The 18,529-nt window shown below is 71.1% G+C and carries 18 protein-coding genes and 1 pseudogene; 7 read left to right on the top strand and 12 right to left on the bottom strand.

From position 1 onward, the window contains the following. Window positions 1-71: 71 nt before the first annotated feature. Window positions 72-1,043 (bottom strand): tetratricopeptide repeat protein, encoded by a 972-nt coding sequence (locus ACIF83_RS15560; protein WP_393469624.1) that lies wholly within the window; start codon window positions 1,041-1,043, stop codon window positions 72-74. 210 nt (window positions 1,044-1,253) lie between these two features. On the opposite strand from ACIF83_RS15560, the gene ACIF83_RS15555 reads away from it, so the two are divergent. Then, complete coding sequence (locus tag ACIF83_RS15555; protein WP_393469621.1) at window positions 1,254-1,871, top strand: TetR/AcrR family transcriptional regulator; 618 nt, start codon at window positions 1,254-1,256, stop codon at window positions 1,869-1,871. Window positions 1,872-1,949: 78 nt separating this feature from the next. On the opposite strand, the gene ACIF83_RS15550 is transcribed toward ACIF83_RS15555, so the two are convergent. From ACIF83_RS15550 to ACIF83_RS15515, 8 genes and pseudogenes are all read right to left on the bottom strand, one after another. Continuing rightward, a complete protein-coding gene (locus tag ACIF83_RS15550) occupies window positions 1,950-3,650 on the bottom strand; it encodes a methylmalonyl-CoA mutase (protein ID WP_393469618.1) in 1,701 nt (566 codons plus the stop codon). A gap of 96 nt (window positions 3,651-3,746) precedes the next feature. After that, entirely contained in the window at window positions 3,747-4,085 is a 339-nt protein-coding gene (locus ACIF83_RS15545; protein ID WP_399727088.1) for a DUF3817 domain-containing protein, read from the bottom strand. Between the two features lie 43 nt (window positions 4,086-4,128). After that, window positions 4,129-4,638, bottom strand: a complete 510-nt coding sequence (locus tag ACIF83_RS15540; protein WP_393469612.1) for a MarR family winged helix-turn-helix transcriptional regulator — start codon at window positions 4,636-4,638, stop codon at window positions 4,129-4,131. Between the two features lie 151 nt (window positions 4,639-4,789). After that, window positions 4,790-5,440 (bottom strand): TetR/AcrR family transcriptional regulator, encoded by a 651-nt coding sequence (locus ACIF83_RS15535; protein WP_393469610.1) that lies wholly within the window; start codon window positions 5,438-5,440, stop codon window positions 4,790-4,792. Between the two features lie 20 nt (window positions 5,441-5,460). Next, a pseudogene (locus tag ACIF83_RS15530) lies at window positions 5,461-5,607 on the bottom strand (DUF4166 domain-containing protein); the annotation flags it as partial. A 59-nt stretch (window positions 5,608-5,666) separates the two neighbouring features. Continuing rightward, window positions 5,667-6,425: a hypothetical protein gene (locus ACIF83_RS15525; RefSeq protein WP_398137506.1), complete on the bottom strand. Its 759-nt coding sequence runs from the start codon at window positions 6,423-6,425 to the stop codon at window positions 5,667-5,669. A gap of 150 nt (window positions 6,426-6,575) precedes the next feature. Continuing rightward, a complete protein-coding gene (locus tag ACIF83_RS15520) occupies window positions 6,576-6,869 on the bottom strand; it encodes an MTH1187 family thiamine-binding protein (protein WP_386578940.1) in 294 nt (97 codons plus the stop codon). Continuing rightward, complete coding sequence (locus tag ACIF83_RS15515; protein WP_393469604.1) at window positions 6,866-7,216, bottom strand: DUF3817 domain-containing protein; 351 nt, start codon at window positions 7,214-7,216, stop codon at window positions 6,866-6,868. The genes ACIF83_RS15520 and ACIF83_RS15515 overlap by 4 nt, the downstream gene beginning before the upstream one ends. A 199-nt stretch (window positions 7,217-7,415) precedes the next feature. Between ACIF83_RS15515 and ACIF83_RS15510 the strand changes: the two genes are divergently transcribed. From ACIF83_RS15510 to ACIF83_RS15495, 4 genes are all read left to right on the top strand, one after another. Further along, window positions 7,416-8,054, top strand: a complete 639-nt coding sequence (locus ACIF83_RS15510) for an AIM24 family protein (RefSeq protein WP_399727082.1) — start codon at window positions 7,416-7,418, stop codon at window positions 8,052-8,054. 1 nt (window position 8,055) lies between these two features. After that, window positions 8,056-8,706 carry an AIM24 family protein gene (locus tag ACIF83_RS15505; RefSeq protein ID WP_399727080.1) on the top strand — a complete coding sequence of 217 codons (651 nt, stop codon included), beginning with the start codon at window positions 8,056-8,058 and terminating at the stop codon, window positions 8,704-8,706. 41 nt (window positions 8,707-8,747) lie between these two features. Continuing rightward, window positions 8,748-9,509 (top strand): AIM24 family protein, encoded by a 762-nt coding sequence (locus tag ACIF83_RS15500; RefSeq protein ID WP_393469597.1) that lies wholly within the window; start codon window positions 8,748-8,750, stop codon window positions 9,507-9,509. A gap of 92 nt (window positions 9,510-9,601) precedes the next feature. Continuing rightward, window positions 9,602-10,078 carry a MarR family winged helix-turn-helix transcriptional regulator gene (locus ACIF83_RS15495; protein ID WP_393469594.1) on the top strand — a complete coding sequence of 159 codons (477 nt, stop codon included), beginning with the start codon at window positions 9,602-9,604 and terminating at the stop codon, window positions 10,076-10,078. Between the two features lie 59 nt (window positions 10,079-10,137). On the opposite strand, the gene ACIF83_RS15490 is transcribed toward ACIF83_RS15495, so the two are convergent. The 3 genes from ACIF83_RS15490 to ACIF83_RS15480 all read right to left on the bottom strand — a co-directional run bounded on the left by ACIF83_RS15490 (window position 10,138) and on the right by ACIF83_RS15480 (window position 13,721). Next, window positions 10,138-11,382 (bottom strand): MFS transporter, encoded by a 1,245-nt coding sequence (locus ACIF83_RS15490; protein ID WP_399727075.1) that lies wholly within the window; start codon window positions 11,380-11,382, stop codon window positions 10,138-10,140. A 145-nt stretch (window positions 11,383-11,527) separates the two neighbouring features. After that, entirely contained in the window at window positions 11,528-12,484 is a 957-nt protein-coding gene (gene meaB / locus ACIF83_RS15485) for a methylmalonyl Co-A mutase-associated GTPase MeaB (RefSeq protein ID WP_393469588.1), read from the bottom strand. Between the two features lie 37 nt (window positions 12,485-12,521). Continuing rightward, on the bottom strand, window positions 12,522-13,721 hold the full coding sequence (locus ACIF83_RS15480; RefSeq protein WP_393469585.1) for an acetyl-CoA C-acetyltransferase: 1,200 nt from the start codon (window positions 13,719-13,721) through the stop codon (window positions 12,522-12,524). 149 nt (window positions 13,722-13,870) lie between these two features. Here ACIF83_RS15480 and mce point away from each other — a divergent pair, with 149 nt between their 5' ends. Continuing rightward, the gene (gene mce, locus ACIF83_RS15475) at window positions 13,871-14,311 is read left to right on the top strand and encodes a methylmalonyl-CoA epimerase (RefSeq protein WP_145883619.1); all 441 of its coding nucleotides are present in this window, start codon (window positions 13,871-13,873) and stop codon (window positions 14,309-14,311) included. Window positions 14,312-14,517: 206 nt separating this feature from the next. Further along, window positions 14,518-18,366: a polarized growth protein Scy gene (gene scy / locus ACIF83_RS15470; RefSeq protein ID WP_399727071.1), complete on the top strand. Its 3,849-nt coding sequence runs from the start codon at window positions 14,518-14,520 to the stop codon at window positions 18,364-18,366. Window positions 18,367-18,529 lie beyond the last annotated feature (163 nt).

The following is an 18,529-nucleotide window of genomic DNA, read 5'->3' as shown; positions in this document are numbered from 1 at the left end:
CGCGGCCGCCCTGACGCCTCGTCGGCAAATCTTTCACCCCGGCATCACAAGCCGTGGCGTTTAGTAACTGGTCAGAACAGGGCTCGAGCCAGGGCCCGGCGGGCCCCGATCACCCGCGGATCCTCGGGTCCGACGACCTCGAACAGCTCCAGCAGCCGACGCCGCACCGCGTCCCGGTCGTCACTCACCGTGCGCTGCACGGTCTCGATGAGCCGCCCGAAGGCGTCCTCCACATGACCGCCCACCAGGTCGAGGTCTGCGGCCGCGATCTGCGCGTCCACGTCGCCCGGCTTCTCGGCGGCCTCCTTGCGTACCTGCTGCGGGTCCATGCCCTGCACCCGCTGGAGCAACTCGGCCTGCGCGAGACCAAGGTTGGCCTCCGTGTTGGCCGGGTCGTCGGCCAGTACGTTCTTGTACGCCTGGACGGCCCCACCCAGGTCGCCCGCGTCCAGCGCCTGCACGGCGGCCTCCAGCAGGGCGTCGTACGGGCCGGCCGGCACCTCTCGCTCGGCGGCGGCGCCCGGCTGCGCGTCCGGGTCGACGGTCAGGCCGGTCAGTCCGAAGCGCTGCTCGGCGACCTGCACCAACTGGTCGAGGGTCTGCCGGATCTGCTGCTCCCCGGCGGCACCCTGGAAGAGCGGCAGCGCCTGCCCGGCGACGACCGCGAACACGGCGGGGATCCCCTGCACCCCGAACTGCTGCATCAACATCTGGTTGGCGTCGACGTCGATCTTGGCGAGCAGGAAGCGCCCGTCGTACTCGACGGCCAGTCGCTCCAGGACCGGGCTCAGCTGCTTGCAGGGCTGGCACCACTCGGCCCAGAAATCGATGACGACGGGGACTTCGGCGGAGCGCTGCAGGACATCGCGCTCAAAACCGGCTTCGTCGACGTCGATGACGAGATCGGCCGGAGAGACGGCCCCCGCGCCGCCCTGCCGGGCGGCTTCGGCGCGCGCCTGCTCGGCCTTGCTCTTGGCCTCCTGGGCCGCCTTCACCGCGGCGAGGTCGACGACGCCGCTCATGGACATGTTCCGTGGCTGCATGCGTCTATCCTCCCCCGTTCCCGCGTATGAATGAAAAAGCGTTGTGGTCGGCGTCGGGGTCCCCACCCCACGCCGGTGATCGTCGCCCGTGTACGTCCCTCACGAGCTTTCGCTACGAGTCGTAGCGTAATGGCACAGGGGGCCGCCGCGACACCACACCCCGGTGATCTCCCTCACGGCATCACAGAAACGGCCGGTTATGGTCGTGGGATGCAGAGCCGCACCCCCGCCAGCCGTACCGGACGCCCGCGCAGCGCCGCCGCTGACGCCGCGATCCTGGCGGCCACGCGTGCGGCACTGGTGGAACTCGGCTGGTCCAAGCTCACCCTCGGAGACGTGGCGACGCGGGCCGGGGTTGCAAAGACGACGCTGTACCGCCGCTGGGCCGGCAAGCACGAACTGGTGGTCGACGCGGTCGCCGAACTCTTCGACGAACTGGAACTGCCCGACCGTGGCAGCCTGGCCGCCGACATCGAGGGCGTGGTCCTGCAGTTCGCGGCGATCCTGGACCGCCCGGAGGCCCGCAGCGGCCTGATGGCGGTGGTCGCGGAGTCGACCCGGGACGACGCCCTGCGGGAACGTATCCGCGCCTCCATCGTGGACCGCCAGATGCGCCTGGTCCTGGAGGGGCGCGCCCGGGCCCAGTGCCGCGGCGAACTCCCCCCGGAGCCGGACCCCGCGGAATCCGCCCGCACGGGGGACCTCATCTTCGACATGGTCGCGGGTGCGGTGGTCCACCGCACCCTGGTGAGCGGCAAGCCGGCGGACGAGGAATGGGTACGAAGTTTCACCCGGGTACTACTGACGGGCCTCGCGTCCCCGCAGTAACCCTTTCGGGTGGCGGGTGGGCACAGACCGGGGGTCCAGGGGGCGGAGCCCCTGGACCCCCGCACGAGGCAACGGCACCTAGAAGCCCGCGGGCTCCGTGTACACCCCCCACTCCTCCCGCAGCACCCCGCAGATCTCACCGAGGGTCGCCTCGGCCCGCACCGCGTCCAGCATCGGCTCGATCATGTTCGCCCCGGAGCGAGCGGCGGCCAGCATTCCGTCCAGCGCCCCCCGGACCGCCGCCTCGTCCCGCGCGCCCTTCCGGGCACCGAGCACCCGGACCTGCTCCCGCTCCACCTCGTGGCTGACCCGCAGGATCTCCAGGTCCCCGGTCACCGACCCGGTGTGGACGTTGACGCCGACGACCCTCTTCTCACCCTTCTCCAGCGACTGCTGGTACCGGAACGCGGACTCCGCGATCTCCCCGGTGAACCAGCCGTCCTCGATCCCGCGCAGGATCCCGGAGGTGATCGGCCCGATCGGGTGCCGCCCGTCCGGGTGGGCCCTGAGCCCCCGCTCCCTGATCTGCTCGAAGATCTTCTCCGCGTCCGCCTCGATCCGGTCCGTCAGCTGCTCGACGTACCACGAACCGCCCAGCGGATCCGCCACGTTGGCGACCCCGGTCTCCTCCATCAGCACCTGCTGCGTCCGCAGCGCGATCTCCGCGGCCTGCTCGCTCGGCAGCGCGAGGGTCTCGTCCAGGGCGTTGGTGTGCAGCGAGTTGGTCCCGCCGAGCACGGCGGCCAGCGCCTCCACGGCCGTACGCACCACGTTGTTGTACGGCTGCTGCGCGGTCAACGAGACGCCGGCGGTCTGCGTGTGGAACCGCAGCCACTGCGCCTTCTCGCTCTTCGCCCCGTACACGTCGCGCATCCAGCGGGCCCAGATGCGCCGGGCCGCACGGAACTTGGCGATCTCCTCGAAGAAGTCGAGGTGGGCGTCGAAGAAGAACGACAGCCCGGGTGCGAACACGTCTACGTCGAGCCCGCGCGAGAGCCCCAGCTCCACGTACCCGAACCCGTCGGCGAGCGTGTACGCCAGCTCCTGTGCGGCCGTGGCCCCGGCCTCACGGATGTGATAGCCGGAGACGGAGAGCGGCTTGTAGGCGGGGATGCCGGCGGCGCAGTACTCCATGAGGTCGCCGATGAGGCGCAGGTGGGGCTCCGGCTGGAAGAGCCACTCCTTCTGCGCGATGTACTCCTTGAAGATGTCGGTCTGGAGGGTCCCGTTGAGCACCCCCGGATCCACACCCTGCCGTTCGGCGGCGACCAGGTACATGCAGAAGACGGGTACGGCGGGCCCGCTGATGGTCATCGACGTCGTGACGTCGCCGAGCGGGATGTCCTTGAACAGGACCTCCATGTCGGCGGCCGAGTCGATCGCCACTCCGCAGTGCCCGACCTCGCCAAGCGAGCGCGGATCGTCGGAGTCGCGGCCCATCAGGGTCGGCATGTCGAAGGCCACGGACAGACCCCCGCCACCGGCGGCGAGGATCATCTTGTAGCGCTCGTTGGTCTGCTCGGCGTTGCCGAAGCCGGCGAACTGGCGGATCGTCCAGGTGCGTCCTCGGTAGCCGGTCGGATGGAGCCCTCGCGTGAAGGGGTACTCCCCGGGCCAGCCGATCCGCTCGAATCCCTCGTACGTGTCCCCCGGTCGGGGTCCGTACACCGGCTCCACGGGATCGCCGGAGAGCGTGGTGAAGTCTGCGTCGCGCTTGCGCGCGGCGTCGTATCGGGCCTGCCAGCGTCGGCGGCCCTCCTCGATGGCGTGAGCGTCCATACCATCGAATTTACTTGGACGTCCTAGTAAATGTCGATGGGCATCCGCCGTACGGGGGTCGTACGGCGGTGGAACCGCAGCGGATCGCGGTGGGAACTACGCCTTGGCGACGGCCGGAGCCGGCTCGGCGACCTTGTCCTCCAGCTCGCGGCTGATCTTCCGCTCGACAAAGAAGGCGGCCGTCGGGATCGTCCCCGCCAGCAGCACCCACAGCTGCTTGCCGACCGGCCACTTCGCCTTGGAGCCCAGGTCGAAGGCGAAGACCAGGTAGACGACGTACAGCCAGCCGTGCGCGATGGCGACGACCCGGGTGAAGTCGGCGGCACCGTCGACGTCCATCCCGTACTTGGCGATCATGCTCAGGCACAGCAGGACCAGCAGCACACCGGTGAGGTAGGCCAGGACGCGGTAGCGGGTCAGCACGCTCTTCTTCATGCGGTCGAGCGTAACCGTCCGTTCCGGGAGATCTTGCCCCGGGTCACTCCTCGTCGAAGTCGTGTGCCGAGATCCGCAGCGGGCGCAGCATCGCGAAGATCTCCGCGCACTCCTCGGCGTCGTACGCCCCCAGCCCGAAGTCCATCGCCATCAGGTCGCGGGTGGCCGCGTCGACCACCTCGCGCCCCTTGTCGGTGATGACGGCGAGCGTGCCGCGGCCGTCGTTGGGGTTGGGGCGCTTGGCCACCAGACCGGACCGCACCAGCCGGTCGACGGTGTTCGTCACGGACGTGGGGTGCACCATCAGCCGCTCGCCGATCTTGGACATCGGCAGCTCACCGGCCTTGGAGAAGGTGAGCAGCACCAGCGCCTCGTAGCGCGCGAAGGTCAGTCCGTACGGCTTGACCACCGCGTCGACCTCGGCCAGCAGAATCTGCTGGGCCCGCATGATCGAGGTGATCGCGGCCATCGAGGGCACGTTTCCCCAGCGCTGCTTCCAGAGCTCGTCGGCACGGGCGATGGGGTCGAAGGGGAGGCTGAGAGGCTTCGGCACGTCATCAGACCCTACCGGCCGGTCATATGCCGGTCAGCCCTGTCTCGGTCTTCGGTCGTTCGGCCGGCATTCCGGTGACGCCCGCCACGACGATCCGGCGATGACACGTCACGTTTCGTCACGGAAAGCGACGGACCGGGGTGTCCAGTGGTCAGCGGCGGCCGGTGCGGCGCAGGTGGTGGCGGACCGCGCGCTGGGCGACCGGACCCAGCTCCTCCAGGGCCGCGACCAGCGCGCCCAGCTGTTCGAGGGCGTCCAGGGCCGCATGTGCGCCGGCTTCGTCCACTCCCTCGTACAGCTCTATGCCGACGAAGGAGGTGGCGACGGCGCGGGCCAGGCCCGTCGGGTCGGCGAACCCGCCTAAGGGGGTCGAGGCGAGCACCCGGCACAGCACCTGCTCGATCTCGGCGATCCACAGGTCGAGGCCGGCGGCCGTGGCCGGGCCGAGGGCGGCGTGGGTCTGGGCGCCCGCCAGGAGCTGGCCGAGGAGGGTGACGTGGCCGCCGGCCCGTTCCTGCTCGTGTATCTCCCGGCCGACGGCGAGCAGCTCGGAGAGGGAGGTGACGGAGGCGAGCCGGCCGCGATGCCGCGCCACGGACTTCTCGGCGCCGTAGCGGCAGGCGGCGGCGAGCAGCTCGTCGACCGAGCCGAAGTGATAGAAGACCAGAGCCTGGTTGACCCCGGCCGCCGAGGCCACCGTACGGGCCGACGTCCTGGCGATGCCCTGCTCGGTGAGCGTGCGCAGGGCGCCCTCCAGGAGGCGGGTCTTGGTCTCCTGGGCCTTCACCGTCTCCGGGCTCATCCGCGCGCCTCCGCCCGCACGTCGAGACCTCGGCCGTTCTTGGGGCCGAGCACTGTCCGGGCGTCGAAGCCGCGGGAGCGGCCGGGCAGGTCGAAGGTGCGCACGAAGGTCACCGTCTCACGGCCGAGGGGGCCGGCGTACGGCACATTCTGGATCACGAAGCGGAGGTCCTGGCCGGTGCGGACCTCCCCGCTCGCCGGGCCCACCGAGGAGCGGCGCGCCGGGATCACCCGTGCTGCTCCAAGGTCAGGGTGCGCAGGAGGCGGGGGGTGCGTGCCTGGGTGACCGGGGCGCGCAGGCAGCGGCGGGCGGCCGGGGTGCAGGCGAGCGGCGCCTTGAGGAGGGCGAGCGAGAGCGCGACCATCAGCAGCAGCGGGCACAGGAAGGCCGCGATGGCCGCGAACGGGCCGAAGACGCGGATGCCGGACTCCCGCCCCAGACCGGCCAGGCACGCCGTGAGCACGAGCGCGCGCACGGTCAGCTCGGTCAGCCAGTTGACCAGGGCCCGCTCGGGGGTGATGCCCCGCTCCAGCCACAACCGCAGCCGGTCGAAGGACCAGGCGGTGGCCCAGCCCGTCAGCGGCCGGAACACCAGCCGGTCGGCGAGCGCGCCGAAAGCGCCCCAGCGGGGGCGGTAGTCGTAGCCGGTGAGGAAGCGGACGCCTTGCGCGTCGGGCACGTAGCGCCAGTAGCCGCTGCCCTCGGCGGGCAGGGAGAGGGGGTGCGGGGAGGCGAAGCGCAGGGCGGCGGTGCGGGTACCGTCGGGGCGCTCCTTCTCACCCGCGGCGACGCCGGAGCCGGACACCGTGAGGAACGGCAGCACGCGCGCGGCGTACCGGAAGCGCTGCGGTTCGCCCTCCGCGCGCGGGAGGTAGTCGATCTCACTGACCCGCAGGTCCCAGCGCAGGTGCTGGGCGGGGTCCTGCGTGCGCGCCCAGAGATCGTCCAGGTCGGTGCGGATATGCGTCTCTATGTAGAGACCCATGGTGTTCCCCCACGTCAGAGTGGCGCTTGAGCGACTGCTCAAACTGTCTGGGTGGGAAAGTACCCCCCTTTGAGCGACCGCTCAAAGAAAGCGGTTGACAAAACCCCGGTCCCTGAGGGCCGGGGTTTTGTACGCGAGTCGGCCAGGTGTTCAACCGGCCAGATGCCGCTCGACGGTCTCGACCTTGGAGGTGAGTCCGTCGGTCACACCGGGCCGGATGTCGGCCTTGAGGACGAGCGACACGCGCGGCGCCCGCTCCTCGACGGCGGCCACCGCCCGCTTGATCACGTCCATGACCTCGTCCCACTCCCCCTCGACGGAGGTGAACATCGCGTCGGTGCGGTTGGGCAGGCCCGACTCGCGGACGACACGGACGGCGTCGGCGACGTACTCCCCCACGTCCTCGCCGACACCCAGCGGTGTCACGGAGAAGGCGACGATCATACGTTCACGACCCCTTCCTTGCGGGCGCGGGCCGCGATGACGGCGTCCTCGGCCTCACGGCGCAGCGCGCGCTCGATGATGAAGCCGCCGCCCGGGATGATCGAGTACGCGAAGTAGAGGGCGGCTTTGCCCTTGGCCCACTTGGTGCGGTTCCAGGCGTCCGCCCAGAAGAGCACGTAGAGGATGAACAGCACGCCGTGGATCGGGCCCAGCACCGGTGCGACGTCGAAGCCCGAGGCGACCGTGTACTTGATGATCGTGCAGGTCGCGAGAATGATCCAGGAGATGCCCTCCGGCACGGAGATCAGACGGAGGCGGCGGATGGCGGATGCTGTCTTGAGGTCCACGGGTCACCTTCGGTGGGAGTGTCGCTGAGGGCGCGGTCACTTGGTGATCGGCTTGCTGATCGGCTTGGCGATCCGCTTTGTGAACGGAAGCACAAGCGTTGGTCCATTGTGGCAAACGGCGCCCCTAGGGGTGCGCTCAGGGTCGCTCTCCACCCACGGGCCCTGTTCCACCCACCCGTGGCGCCGCTACTTTCGCAGCGTGGCGACGTTCCGACTCCAAGGGAGCAAGGTGCTCGCCGTCGACATGACCGGGGACGCCGTGAAGGCGAAGAACGGCTCGATGGTCGCGTACGACGGGCAGATGGCCTTCAAGAAGCTGAGTGGCGGTGGCGAGGGGCTGCGCGGGATGGTGACCCGGCGGCTCACCGGCGAGCAGATGACGGTGATGGAGGTGAGAGGTCACGGGACGTGCTGGTTCGCGGACCGGGCCTCGGAGATCAACCTGGTCGGCCTCCAGGGGGACAAGCTCTACGTCGAGTCGAGCAACCTGCTCGCGACCGACGCCGGGCTCCGCACGGGCACGACGTTCACCGGACTGCGCGGCGCCTCGCAGGGCAACGGGCTGTTCACGACGACCGTCGAGGGACACGGCCAGGCGGCGATCGTCTCCGACGGCCCGGCCGTGGTGCTCCGGGTCAGCCCGCAGTACCCGCTGATCGTCGACCCGGGCGCCTACATCGCCCATCAGGGGAACGTACGGCAGTCCTTCCAGTCCGGTGTGACGTTCCGCACGCTCTTCGGGGAGGGCGGCGGCGAGGCCTTCCAGATCCGCTTCGAGGGCGACGGGCTGGTCTATGTGCAGCCGAGCGAGCGGAACACGATCGCGGGGGACCTGTGAGATGAGCTTCCGGGAGATCAACTCCAAGATGGTCGAGGCTACCGTGCTGCCCGGCCGTCGGCTGTTCAGCCAGCGTGGCGCGATGCTCGCCTACAAGGGGGACGTGTCCTTCACGCCCAACCTCCAGGGCGGCCAGGGCGGGCTGGTGTCCATGCTCGGGCGGCGGGTGGCCGGCGAGGCGACCCCGCTGATGACGGTCGAGGGCAGCGGCACCGTCTTCTTCGGGCACGGCGGCCACCACGTGCACGTCATCAACCTCTCCGGCGACACCCTGTACGTCGAGGCCGACCGGCTGCTCGCCTTCGAGGGCACCTTGCAGCAGGGCACGATGTTCATGGGCTCGCAGGGCGGGGTCATGGGCCTGGTCCGGGGCCAGGTCACCGGGCAGGGCCTGTTCACCACCACCCTGCAGGGGCACGGGTCGGTGGCCGTGATGGCGCACGGCGGCGTCTTCGAGATCCCCGTCACACCCCAGCGCCCGGTCCATGTGGACCCGCAGGCGTACGTCGCCCACCACGGCGAAGTGCGCAACAAGCTGTCCACCGCGCTCGGCTGGCGAGACATGGTGGGCCGCGGCTCCGGCGAGGCGTTCCAGCTGGAGCTGAGCGGCAGCGGCACGGTCTACGTCCAGGCCTCGGAGGAGAAGCTGTGAGCGCGTACGGACCCCCCGGCGGCCCGGTGGTGTACGACCCGATGACGCTGCCCGTCGACGACAACGTGAACAAGTACACCTTCTGCGTCGAGCTCAAGAGCGGGCAGTGGTTCCTGCAGAAGGGGAAGATGATCGCCTACTACGGGGCGATCGAGTTCAACGGCATCGGGCACGGCCGACTCGACCGACTTGTCCGTACGTCTTTCCATTCGCCACTGCACGCGAGCGACTGGGTCGTGGCACAGGGCTCGGGCAAGATGCTGCTGGCCGACCGGGCCTTCGACGTCAACTCCTACGACCTGGACGACGGGAACTTGACCATTCGCGCGGGCAACCTGCTCGCTTTTCAGCCAAGTCTCGCGCTCAAACAGTCGATCGTGCCAGGTTTTCTGACCCTTATCGGAACCGGAAAGTTTGTGGCCGCATCTAACGGTCCGGTGGTGTTCATGGAACCTCCGATCCGGGTGGACCCCCAGGCGCTGGTCGGATGGGCCGACTGCCCGTCACCGTGCCATCACTACGACCACGGGTACCTGACGGGCGTGATGGGCGGTCTACGTGCGATGACGGGCCTGGGCGGGGCCTCGGGCGAGGAGCACCAGTTCGAGTTCGTGGGAGCCGGGACGGTCCTGCTGCAGTCGAGCGAGACCCTGATGGCCGAGCAGGCGACGGGGGCGGTTCCGCCCGAACCGGGGGTGCCCGGTGGTGGCGGAGCGACACCGTCCGGACACGGTCCGCAATCAGCGGGCGTACCGCGCCTTCCCGGACAGCTGGGGGACCTCCAGCGTCGCTTCGGGCTGTGAGCGGTAGTCTGCGGAGTGTGACGTCGAACGCGTGCGCACAGTCACACCACCCGAAGTAGTTCGTCATTCAACTTCTTAGGTAGACTTCATTCATGGAGACCGAGACGGCCACGCGCTGGCTGACCGATGCGGAGCAGTGTGCCTGGCGCACCCACCTGGAGGTCAACAGGCTGTTGACGTACCAGCTCGAAAAGGATCTGCAGCCGTTCGGCCTGACTATGAACGACTACGAGATCCTCGTGAACCTGTCCGAGTCGGAGGACGTGCGGATGCGGATGAGCGATCTGGCCTCCGCGACGCTGCAGTCCAAGAGCCGGCTCTCGCACCAGATCACGCGGATGGAGAACGCGAACCTGGTGCGGCGCGAGAACTGCGAGTCCGACCGGCGGGGGTTGTACGCCGTGCTGACGGAGCACGGCATGGAGACGATGAAGAAGGTCGCGCCGCATCACGTGGCATCGGTGCGGAAGCACTTCATCGATCTGCTGTCGCCGGAGGCGTTGATAGAGCTGGACAAGGGGTTGAAGCCGATCGCTGACCACCTGAGGGGGCAGCGGGGGCGCCCCTGAGGCTCTCCGGGAACCCCGGGGAGCAGCAGCTGGGCAGGGGTGGGACGCGCGACCCGGCGCTAGCGGGATGCAGCTGCCCCCACCCGTGCCGCCTGGGGGTCCTCCCCCCAGGCCGTTGAGGCACTGAGGGAGGCACGACTGCCCGCAGCTGCGGCGGCGACCAGGGCGGTCCCGCCCGCCAGAGCGAAGCACAGTGCCAGTGGCATGCGTCCGATCAGCAGCCCCGTCACCAGTGCTCCCCCCGAGCTCCCCGCGTTCACTGCGGCGTTCACCCATGCCCCGGCCTGCGTTTTGGCGCCCTCCGTCGCGGTCTCGTCGGCCAGGAGATAGGCCGTCGTCAGGGCCGGAGCGATGAACGCGCCCGCGCAGGCCATGGCCGCCGTGAGGGTCCACAGGTTCGGGGCGAGCCCCGCCGCGGCGATCGTCAGGCCGAGACCCGCCGCGAAGCGGCACAGACGTACCCGGGCGGGCGTACGCCACCGCACCGCCCCGTTGACCAGCCCGCCCACCGCGCTGCCCGCCGAGAGCGCGCCCAGCACCCAGGGCACCAGGGCGGAGTCGTACGACCGTTCGGCGGCGAAGGCCAGTACCAGCAGTTCGATGCCGCTGAGGGTCAGTCCGACGCCCGTCGCCACGGCGACCGGGGGCAGCAGGCCGCGGACGCCGCCGGGCCCCTTCCCGCGAGGCGTGGGACGTGGTCCGGGCATCCTGGGGGCCGTGACGAAGGCGCAGGTCCCGGCGGTGTTCAGCAGCGCGCTCAGCAGGATGCCGGAGGCCGGCGGCGCGTATCCCACCAGCACGCCGACCAGCGCCGGACCGGATACGAACAGCAGCTCCTCGGCGACGCCGTCGAGGCTGTAGGCGCGCGGCAACAGGCTCCGGTCGGTGACCAGTTCGGCCCACAGGGCACGCATGGTGGGGCCCAGTGGGGGCGCGCAGGCGCCGGCGAGGGCGGCGGCCGCGGCGACGAGGGGCGTCGGCGCCCCGGACTGCCAGGTGAGGGCCGCCAGAGCGCACAGGAAGGTGCCGTAGAGGGTGGCCATCGGGAGCAGGGCGCGGCGCGGCCCGTGCCGGTCGACCAGGGACGCCCGCAGGGGCATCAGGAAGACCGCCGCGCCCCCGAACAGGGACATCACGGCACCGGAGACGGCGTAGGACCCGGTGGCGCGGGTGACGGAGAGCAGGACGGCCAGGGAGACCGTGCCGTAGGACAGGCGTGCCACGAGGGCGGCGCCGAAGGTGCGGCGCGCGTGCGGGACACGCAGGACGGCGGCGTACGAGGGCCGCGCAAGGTGCGTGGACAACGCTCGAGTTCCTCTGCGGGAGGCGGAGAAGGGACACCGGAGGGACACGGCAGCCTGCTGTCAGGCCCCGCGGTCCGGTGCGCTCTACGCCAAGGAAAGGAACATGCCCGTCAACCTAGCAGCAGCTCGGCCGGGTTGACGACCGTCAGCCCTCGGTGAGCCCCGTCACCAGCTCGTCCGCCGCGCGGTACGGGTCCAGTTCACCTGCCACGATGCGTTCCGCGAGGGCGCTCAGCCGGCGGTCGCCGTGCAGGTCGCCGATGCGTTCGCGCAGGGCCGTGACCGCGATGGTCTCCACCTCGCGGGCCGCGCGGGCCTTGCGGCGCTCGTCGAGGACGCCGTGCTCCTCCATCCAGGCGCGGTGCTTCTCCAGGGCCTCGACCACCTCGTCGACGCCCTCGGCGCGGGCCGCGACCGTCTTGACGATGGGCGGGCGCCAGTCGCCGGGACCGCGGGCCTCGCCCAGGCCCAGCATGTGGTTCAGCTCGCGGGCGGTGGCGTCGGCGCCGTCCCGGTCCGCCTTGTTGACGACGTAGACGTCGCCGATCTCGAGGATGCCGGCCTTGGCCGCCTGGATGCCGTCGCCCATGCCGGGGGCCAGCAGGACGACGGAGGTGTCGGCCTGGGAGGCGATCTCCACCTCCGACTGGCCGACGCCGACCGTCTCGACCAGGATCACGTCGCAGCCCGCCGCGTCCAGGACGCGGATCGCCTGGGGCGCGGCCCAGGCGAGGCCGCCGAGGTGGCCGCGCGTGGCCATGGAGCGGATGTAGACGCCGGGGTCGGAGGCGTGGTCCGACATGCGCACCCGGTCGCCGAGCAGGGCGCCGCCGGAGAACGGGGACGACGGGTCCACGGCCAGGACGCCGACCCGCCTGCCCTGCTTGCGGTACGCCGTGACGAGGGCGGAGGTGGAGGTCGACTTGCCGACACCGGGCGAGCCCGTCAGACCGACCACGTAGGCGTTGCCGGTCAGCGGGGCCAGCGCCGCCATGACCTCCCTGAGCTGCGGGGACGCCCCCTCCACCAGGGAGATGAGCCGAGCCACGGCCCGCGGCCGGCCTTCCCTGGCCTGGGCCACCAGAGAGGAGACGTCCTGCATCAAACAGCTCCGTTCACTTCACAGACGTAACAGAAACTCAGGCCTTCGGTACCCGCACGATCAGTGCGTCACCCTGGCCGCCGCCACCGCACAGCGCGGCCGCGCCGACGCCGCCGCCCCGGCGCTTGAGCTCCAGCGCCAAGTGGAGCACGAGACGGGCGCCGGACATACCGATCGGGTGGCCCAGCGCGATGGCGCCACCGTTGACGTTCACCTTTTCCGTGGATACGCCGAGGTCCTTCATTGACTGCACGGCGACCGCGGCGAAGGCCTCGTTGATCTCGATGAGGTCCAGGTCGGAGACCTCCAGGCCCTCCTTCTTCAGGGCGTGCTGGATGGCGTTGGAGGGCTGGGACTGCAGCGAGTTGTCCGGCCCGGCCACGTTGCCGTGGGCGCCGATCTCGGCGAGCCACTCCAGGCCCAGCTCCTCGGCCTTGGCCTTGCTCATCACGACCACGGCCGCCGCACCGTCCGAGATCTGCGAGGCGGAGCCGGCGGTGATCGTGCCGTCCTTGGCGAAGGCCGGACGCAGCTTGGCCAGGGACTCCACGGTCGTGTCGCCGCGGATGCCCTCGTCCTTGCTGAAGACGACCGGCTCGCCCTTGCGCTGCGGGATCTCGACCGGGGTGATCTCGGCCTCGAAGACGCCGTTCTTCTGCGCGGCCGCGGCCCGCTGGTGGGACAGGGCGGCGATCTCGTCCTGCTCGGGGCGCCGGATGCCGAGGCGGGTGTTGTGCTTCTCCGTCGACTCGCCCATGGCGACGCCCTCGAAGGAGTCGGTCAGGCCGTCGTAGGCCATCGCGTCGAGCATCTCCACCGCGCCGTACTTGAAGCCCTCGCGGGACTTCGGCAGCAGGTGGGGGGCGTTGGTCATGGACTCCTGGCCGCCGGCGACCACGATGTCGAACTCGCCGGCGCGGATCAGCTGGTCCGCGAGGGCGATCGCGTCCAGGCCGGAGAGGCACACCTTGTTGATGGTGAGCGCCGGGACGCTCATCGGGATGCCGGCCTTGACCGCGGCCTGGCGGGCCGGGATCTGCCCCGCCCCGGCCTGGAGCACCTGGCCCATGATCACGTACTGCACCTGGTCGCCGCCGATCCCCGCACGGTCGAGGGCGGCCTTGATCGCGAAGCCGCCGAGGTCGGCTCCGGAGAAGGACTTCAGCGAGCCCAGCAGTCGCCCCATGGGCGTACGGGCGCCCGCGACGATCACCGAGCTGGTCGTTCCAGAAGACATGAGCTGCGATCCCCTTCCAGCTGCAAGAAGCCGAGGAGTGAACGAGGGTTTACTTCGAATGTACTGAGTGGCACTCCGTGCCGTCATCGGCCCGTCGGTGTGATCGCGCGCACGTTGCGTAACCACCTCCGTAGCGCTGCACTGAATCCATGCTGACGCGAATCGACCACATCGGGATCGCCTGTCACGACCTCGACGCCACCGTCGAGTTCTACAAGGCCACCTACGGCTTCGAGGTGTTCCACACCGAGGTCAACGAGGAGCAGGGCGTGCGGGAGGCCATGCTCAAGATCAACGAGACGTCCGACGGCGGCGCCTCCTACCTCCAGCTGCTGGAGCCGACCCGCGAGGACTCCGCGGTCGGCAAGTGGCTGGCGAAGAACGGGGAGGGCGTCCACCACATCGCTTTCGGTACGGCGGATGTGGACGGGGACTCCGAGGAGATCCGCGGCAAGGGCGTACGCGTTCTGTACGACGAGCCACGACGCGGCTCCATGGGGTCGCGGATCACCTTCCTGCACCCCAAGGATTGCCACGGTGTCCTGACAGAACTGGTCACTTCGGCCCCTGTTGAGTCGCCCGAGCACTGACCCCCGTACATAAGGGCCGGTAGGGTTGGGGGCGGTCGTCGCCACAACCGGGACGACCGCATGCCGGGGTCCGGGTTTCGGGGGACGAGCGTCGGGGCAGCAGCCCGTGCTCCGCCGTTGATCTGACACCATTCCCCGGGGGCCCCGTTCGGCGGATGGACGGAGCTCGTTGGAGAAGCTGACCAGGGGACGGATGGGACCGCGCAGTGCGGGGCTACGAGAGCCAGGAGCGAGAGCCGGCGGCTGACGTCGACCACCTCTCTCGGTTCGAGGCCGAGATGAAGCGGCTGAAGACCGAGCGGGAAAAGGCGATCCAGCACGCCGAGGACCTCGGCTACCAGGTCGAGGTGCTGCGCGCCAAGCTGCACGAGGCGCGACGCACCCTGATGACCCGGCCCGCCTATGACGGCGGTGACATCGGTTATCAGGCCGAGCAGTTGCTCCGTAATGCCCAGATCCAGGCCGACCAGCTGCGCCAGGACGCCGAGCGGGAGCTGAGCCAGGCCCGGGCGCAGACCCAGCGCATCCTGCAGGAGCACGCCGAGCAGGCCGCCCGGCTCCAGGCCGAGCTGCACCAGGAGGCGGTCACCCGCCGGCAGCAGCTGGACAAGGAGCTGGCCGAGCGCCGGCAGACCGTCGAGTCGCACGTCAACGAGAACGTGGCGTGGGCCGAGCAGCTGCGCGCCCGCAGCGAGTCGCAGGCCCGCAGGCTCCTCGACGAGTCCCGCGCCGAGGCCGATCAGGCCATGACCGCCGCCCGGGCCGAGGCCGAACGGCTGACCAACGAGGCCCGGCAGCGGCTGCAGAACGACGCCGAGGCGGCACGCGCCGAGGCCGACCAGATCCTGCGCCGCGCCCGCACGGACGCCGAGCGGCTGCTGAACGCCGCCTCCACGCAGGCGCAGGAGGCCACCGACCACGCCGAGCAGCTGCGCAGCTCCACCGCCAGCGAGTCGGACGCCGCCCGCCGGCAGGCCACCGAGCTGAGCCGGGCCGCCGAGGAGCGCATGGCGCAGGCCGAGGAGGCGCTGCGCAAGGCGCAGGCCGAGGCCGAGAAGCTGGTCACGGAGGCCGAGCAGGCCGCCGCCAAGACCCTGTCGAGCGCCGAGGCCGCCAACGAGACCCGTACGCGTACGGCCAAGGAGCAGGTCGCCCGGCTGGTCAGCGAGGCCACCAAGGAGGCCGAGACCACCAAGGCGGACGCCGAGCAGCTGGTCGCGGACGCCCGTGCGGAGGCCGAGAAGATCGTCGCGGAGGCCTCCGAGAAGGCCCGCACGATCACCGCCGAGGAGAGCGCGACCCAGCTGTCCAAGGCCGCCAAGACCGCCGAGGACGTCCTCAACAAGGCGTCGGAGGAGGCCAAGAACACCACCAAGGCCGCCGCCGAGGAGGCCGAGCGGATCCGCACGGAGGCCGAGGCCGAGGCGGACCGGCTGCGCGCCGAGGCGCACGACATCGCCGAGCAGCTCAAGGGCGCGGCGAAGGACGACACCAAGGAGTACCGCGCCAAGACGGTCGAGCTGCAGGAGGAGGCCCGCCGGCTGCGCGGCGAGGCCGAGCAGCTGCGCGCCGACGCGGTCGCCGAGGGCGAGTCCATCCGCGCCGAGGCCCGCCGCGAGGCCGTGGTGCAGATCGAGGAGGCGGCCAAGTCCGCCGAGGAGCTGCTGGCCAAGGCCAAGGCGGACGCCGACGAGCTCCGGCAGAAGGCGACGACGGACAGCGAGAAGGTCCGTACCGAGGCCATCGAGCGGGCCACCGCGCTGCGCCGGCAGGCCGAGGAGACCCTGGACCGCACCCGCAAGGAGGCCGAACGGCTCCGCGAGGAGGCCGGTGAGCAGGCCGAGGCGGTCAGGTCGGACGCCGAGCAGGCCGCGCGGGAGCTGCGCGAGGAGACCGAGCGCGCGGCCGAGGCCCGTCGCGCCGAGGCCGCCGAGGAACTGACCCGGCTGCAGACGGAGACCCAGGAGCGGCTGGCGGCGGCCGAGCAGGCGCTCGCCGACGCCCGCGAGGAGGCTGCCCGGATCCGCCGGGAGGCCGCCGAGGAGACCGAGCGGCTGCGCGCCGAGTCCGCCGAGCGGATCCGTACGCTCCAGCAGCAGGCCGAGGCCGAGGCCGAACGGCTGCGCACGGAGGCCGCGTCCGACGCGTCCGCCTCGCGCGCCGAGGGCGAGGCCATCGCCGTACGCCTGCGTTCGGAGGCCGCCGCCGAGGCCGAGCGGCTCAAGGTGGAGGCCCAGGACACCGCCGACCGGGTCCGTGCGGAGGCGCAGGCCGCCGCCGAGCGGCTCGGCACGGAGGCGTCCGAGACGCTGGCCGCCGCGCAGGAGGAGGCCGCCCGGCGCCGCCGCGAGGCCGAGGAACTGCTCGGTGCCGCGCGGTCCGAGGCCGACCAGGAGCGCGAGCGGGCCCGCGAGCAGAGCGAGGAGCTGCTGGCCTCGGCGCGCAGGCGCGTGGAGGACGCGCAGACCGAGGCGACCCGGCTGGTCGAGGAGGCCGACCGGCGCGCCACCGAGATGGTGTCCGCCGCCGAGCAGCACGCGCAGCAGGTGCGGGACTCCGTCGTCGGGCTGCACGAGCAGGCGCAGGAGGAGATCACCGGGCTGCGCTCGGCCGCCGAGCACGCGGCGGACCGTACCCGCAGGGAGGCCGAGGAGGAGGCGGACCGGGTCCGCGCCGACGCCTACGCCGAGCGGGAGCGGGCGAGCGAGGACGCGTCGCGGGTCCGGCGCGAGGCGAACGAGGAGGCGGAGGCCGCCAAGGCGCTCGCCGAGCGTACGGTCGCCGACGCGCTCGCGGAGTCCGAGCGGCTGCGCTCGGACGCGGCCGCGCACGCCCAGCGGGTGCGCACGGAGGCGTCGGACGCGCTCGCCGAGGCCGACCAGGCCGCGGCACGCACCCGGGCGGACGCCCGCGAGGACGCCAACCGCATCCGCTCGGACGCGGCGACGCAGGCGGACACCCTCATCACCGAGGCGCGCAGCGAGGCGGAACGGCTGCAGGCGGAGACGGTCGCCGAGGCGGACCGGGTCCGTGCCGAGGCCGTCGCCGGCGCCGAGCAGCTCATGGCGGACGCCACCGACGACGCGGAGCGGCTGCGCGCCGAGGCCGCCGAGACGGTCGGCTCGGCCCGGCAGCACGCGGAGCGGGTGCGGGCCGAGGCCGAGCGGCTGCGGGCGGACGCGGAGGCGGCGGCCGAGCGGCTCGTCAACTCGGCGCGCGAGGAGTCCGAGCGGACCCTCGACGAGGCTCGCAAGGACGCCAACAAGCGGCGCTCGGAGGCGGCCGAGCAGGTGGACACGCTCATCACGGAGACCACGGCCGAGGCGGACAAGCTGCTCACCGAGGCCCAGCAGCAGGCGCTGAAGACCACCGCGGACGCGGAGTCGCAGGCCGACACGATGGTGGGCGCGGCCCGCAGCGAGGCCGAACGGCTCGTCTCCGAGGCGACCGTCGAGGGCAACTCGCTGGTCGAGAAGTCGCGTACCGACGCGGACGAGCTGCTGGTCGGCGCCCGCCGGGACGCGACCGCCATAAGGGAGCGCGCGGAGGAGCTGCGCGACCGCATCACGACCGAGATCGAGGAGCTGCACGAGCGGGCCCGCCGCGAGGCCGCCGAGACGATGAAGTCCACCGGCGACCGCTGCGACGCGCTGATCAAGGCGGCCGAGGAGCAGCTGGCCAAGGCGCAGGCGAAGGCCAAGGAGCTGGTGTCGGAGGCCAGCTCCGAGGCGGGCAAGGTCCGGATCGCTGCCGTCAAGAAGGCGGAGGGCCTGCTCAAGGAGGCCGAGCAGAAGAAGGCGTCCTTGATCAAGGAGGCCGAGGAGCTGAAGGGCGAGGCGATCCGCGAGGCCCGGCGCACGGTCGAGGAAGGAAAGCGCGAACTGGAGATCCTGGTGCGCCGGCGCGAGGACATCAACGCCGAGATCTCCCGTGTCCAGGACGTGCTGGAGGCGTTGGAGTCCTTCGAGGCGCCGTCGGCCGGCAAGGACGGCGGAGTCAAGGCGGGCGCCACCGTGGGCGCCCCCCGATCGGGTGGCAAGCCGTCGGACGGCTAGCGGGCGGCACGGATTCCGGTGTCTTCTGGGGGCTTTGTCCTGGTCTTTGGCAAGCCGTCCTGCGGTCAGCCACTCAAAAGAGGTGTCATTCTCCAGATCAAACACGTATCCGCTCGATGACACACCGCTTCGGCCCCTAGGATTCCCCCTATCACCTCACCGG

Origin of the sequence: Streptomyces sp. NPDC085866, assembly GCF_044541035.1 — a bacterium.
GTDB lineage: Bacteria > Actinomycetota > Actinomycetes > Streptomycetales > Streptomycetaceae > Streptomyces.
This window is presented reverse-complemented; position numbering and strand designations above follow the sequence as displayed.

Coding starts and splice junctions, on each gene's coding strand:
- meaB (WP_393469588.1), bottom strand. CDS start 12,484: ATGCAGGACGTCTCCTCTCTGGTGGCCCAGGCCAGGGAAGGCCGGCCG.
- ACIF83_RS15520 (WP_386578940.1), bottom strand. CDS start 6,869: ATGATCGTCGCCTTCTCCGTGACACCGCTGGGTGTCGGCGAGGACGTG.
- ACIF83_RS15480 (WP_393469585.1), bottom strand. CDS start 13,721: ATGTCTTCTGGAACGACCAGCTCGGTGATCGTCGCGGGCGCCCGTACG.
- ACIF83_RS15525 (WP_398137506.1), bottom strand. CDS start 6,425: ATGGGTCTCTACATAGAGACGCATATCCGCACCGACCTGGACGATCTC.
- mce (WP_145883619.1), top strand. CDS start 13,871: ATGCTGACGCGAATCGACCACATCGGGATCGCCTGTCACGACCTCGAC.
- ACIF83_RS15560 (WP_393469624.1), bottom strand. CDS start 1,043: ATGCAGCCACGGAACATGTCCATGAGCGGCGTCGTCGACCTCGCCGCG.
- ACIF83_RS15550 (WP_393469618.1), bottom strand. CDS start 3,650: ATGGACGCTCACGCCATCGAGGAGGGCCGCCGACGCTGGCAGGCCCGA.
- ACIF83_RS15555 (WP_393469621.1), top strand. CDS start 1,254: ATGCAGAGCCGCACCCCCGCCAGCCGTACCGGACGCCCGCGCAGCGCC.
- ACIF83_RS15535 (WP_393469610.1), bottom strand. CDS start 5,440: ATGAGCCCGGAGACGGTGAAGGCCCAGGAGACCAAGACCCGCCTCCTG.
- ACIF83_RS15545 (WP_399727088.1), bottom strand. CDS start 4,085: ATGAAGAAGAGCGTGCTGACCCGCTACCGCGTCCTGGCCTACCTCACC.
- ACIF83_RS15495 (WP_393469594.1), top strand. CDS start 9,602: ATGGAGACCGAGACGGCCACGCGCTGGCTGACCGATGCGGAGCAGTGT.
- ACIF83_RS15500 (WP_393469597.1), top strand. CDS start 8,748: ATGACGCTGCCCGTCGACGACAACGTGAACAAGTACACCTTCTGCGTC.
- ACIF83_RS15505 (WP_399727080.1), top strand. CDS start 8,056: ATGAGCTTCCGGGAGATCAACTCCAAGATGGTCGAGGCTACCGTGCTG.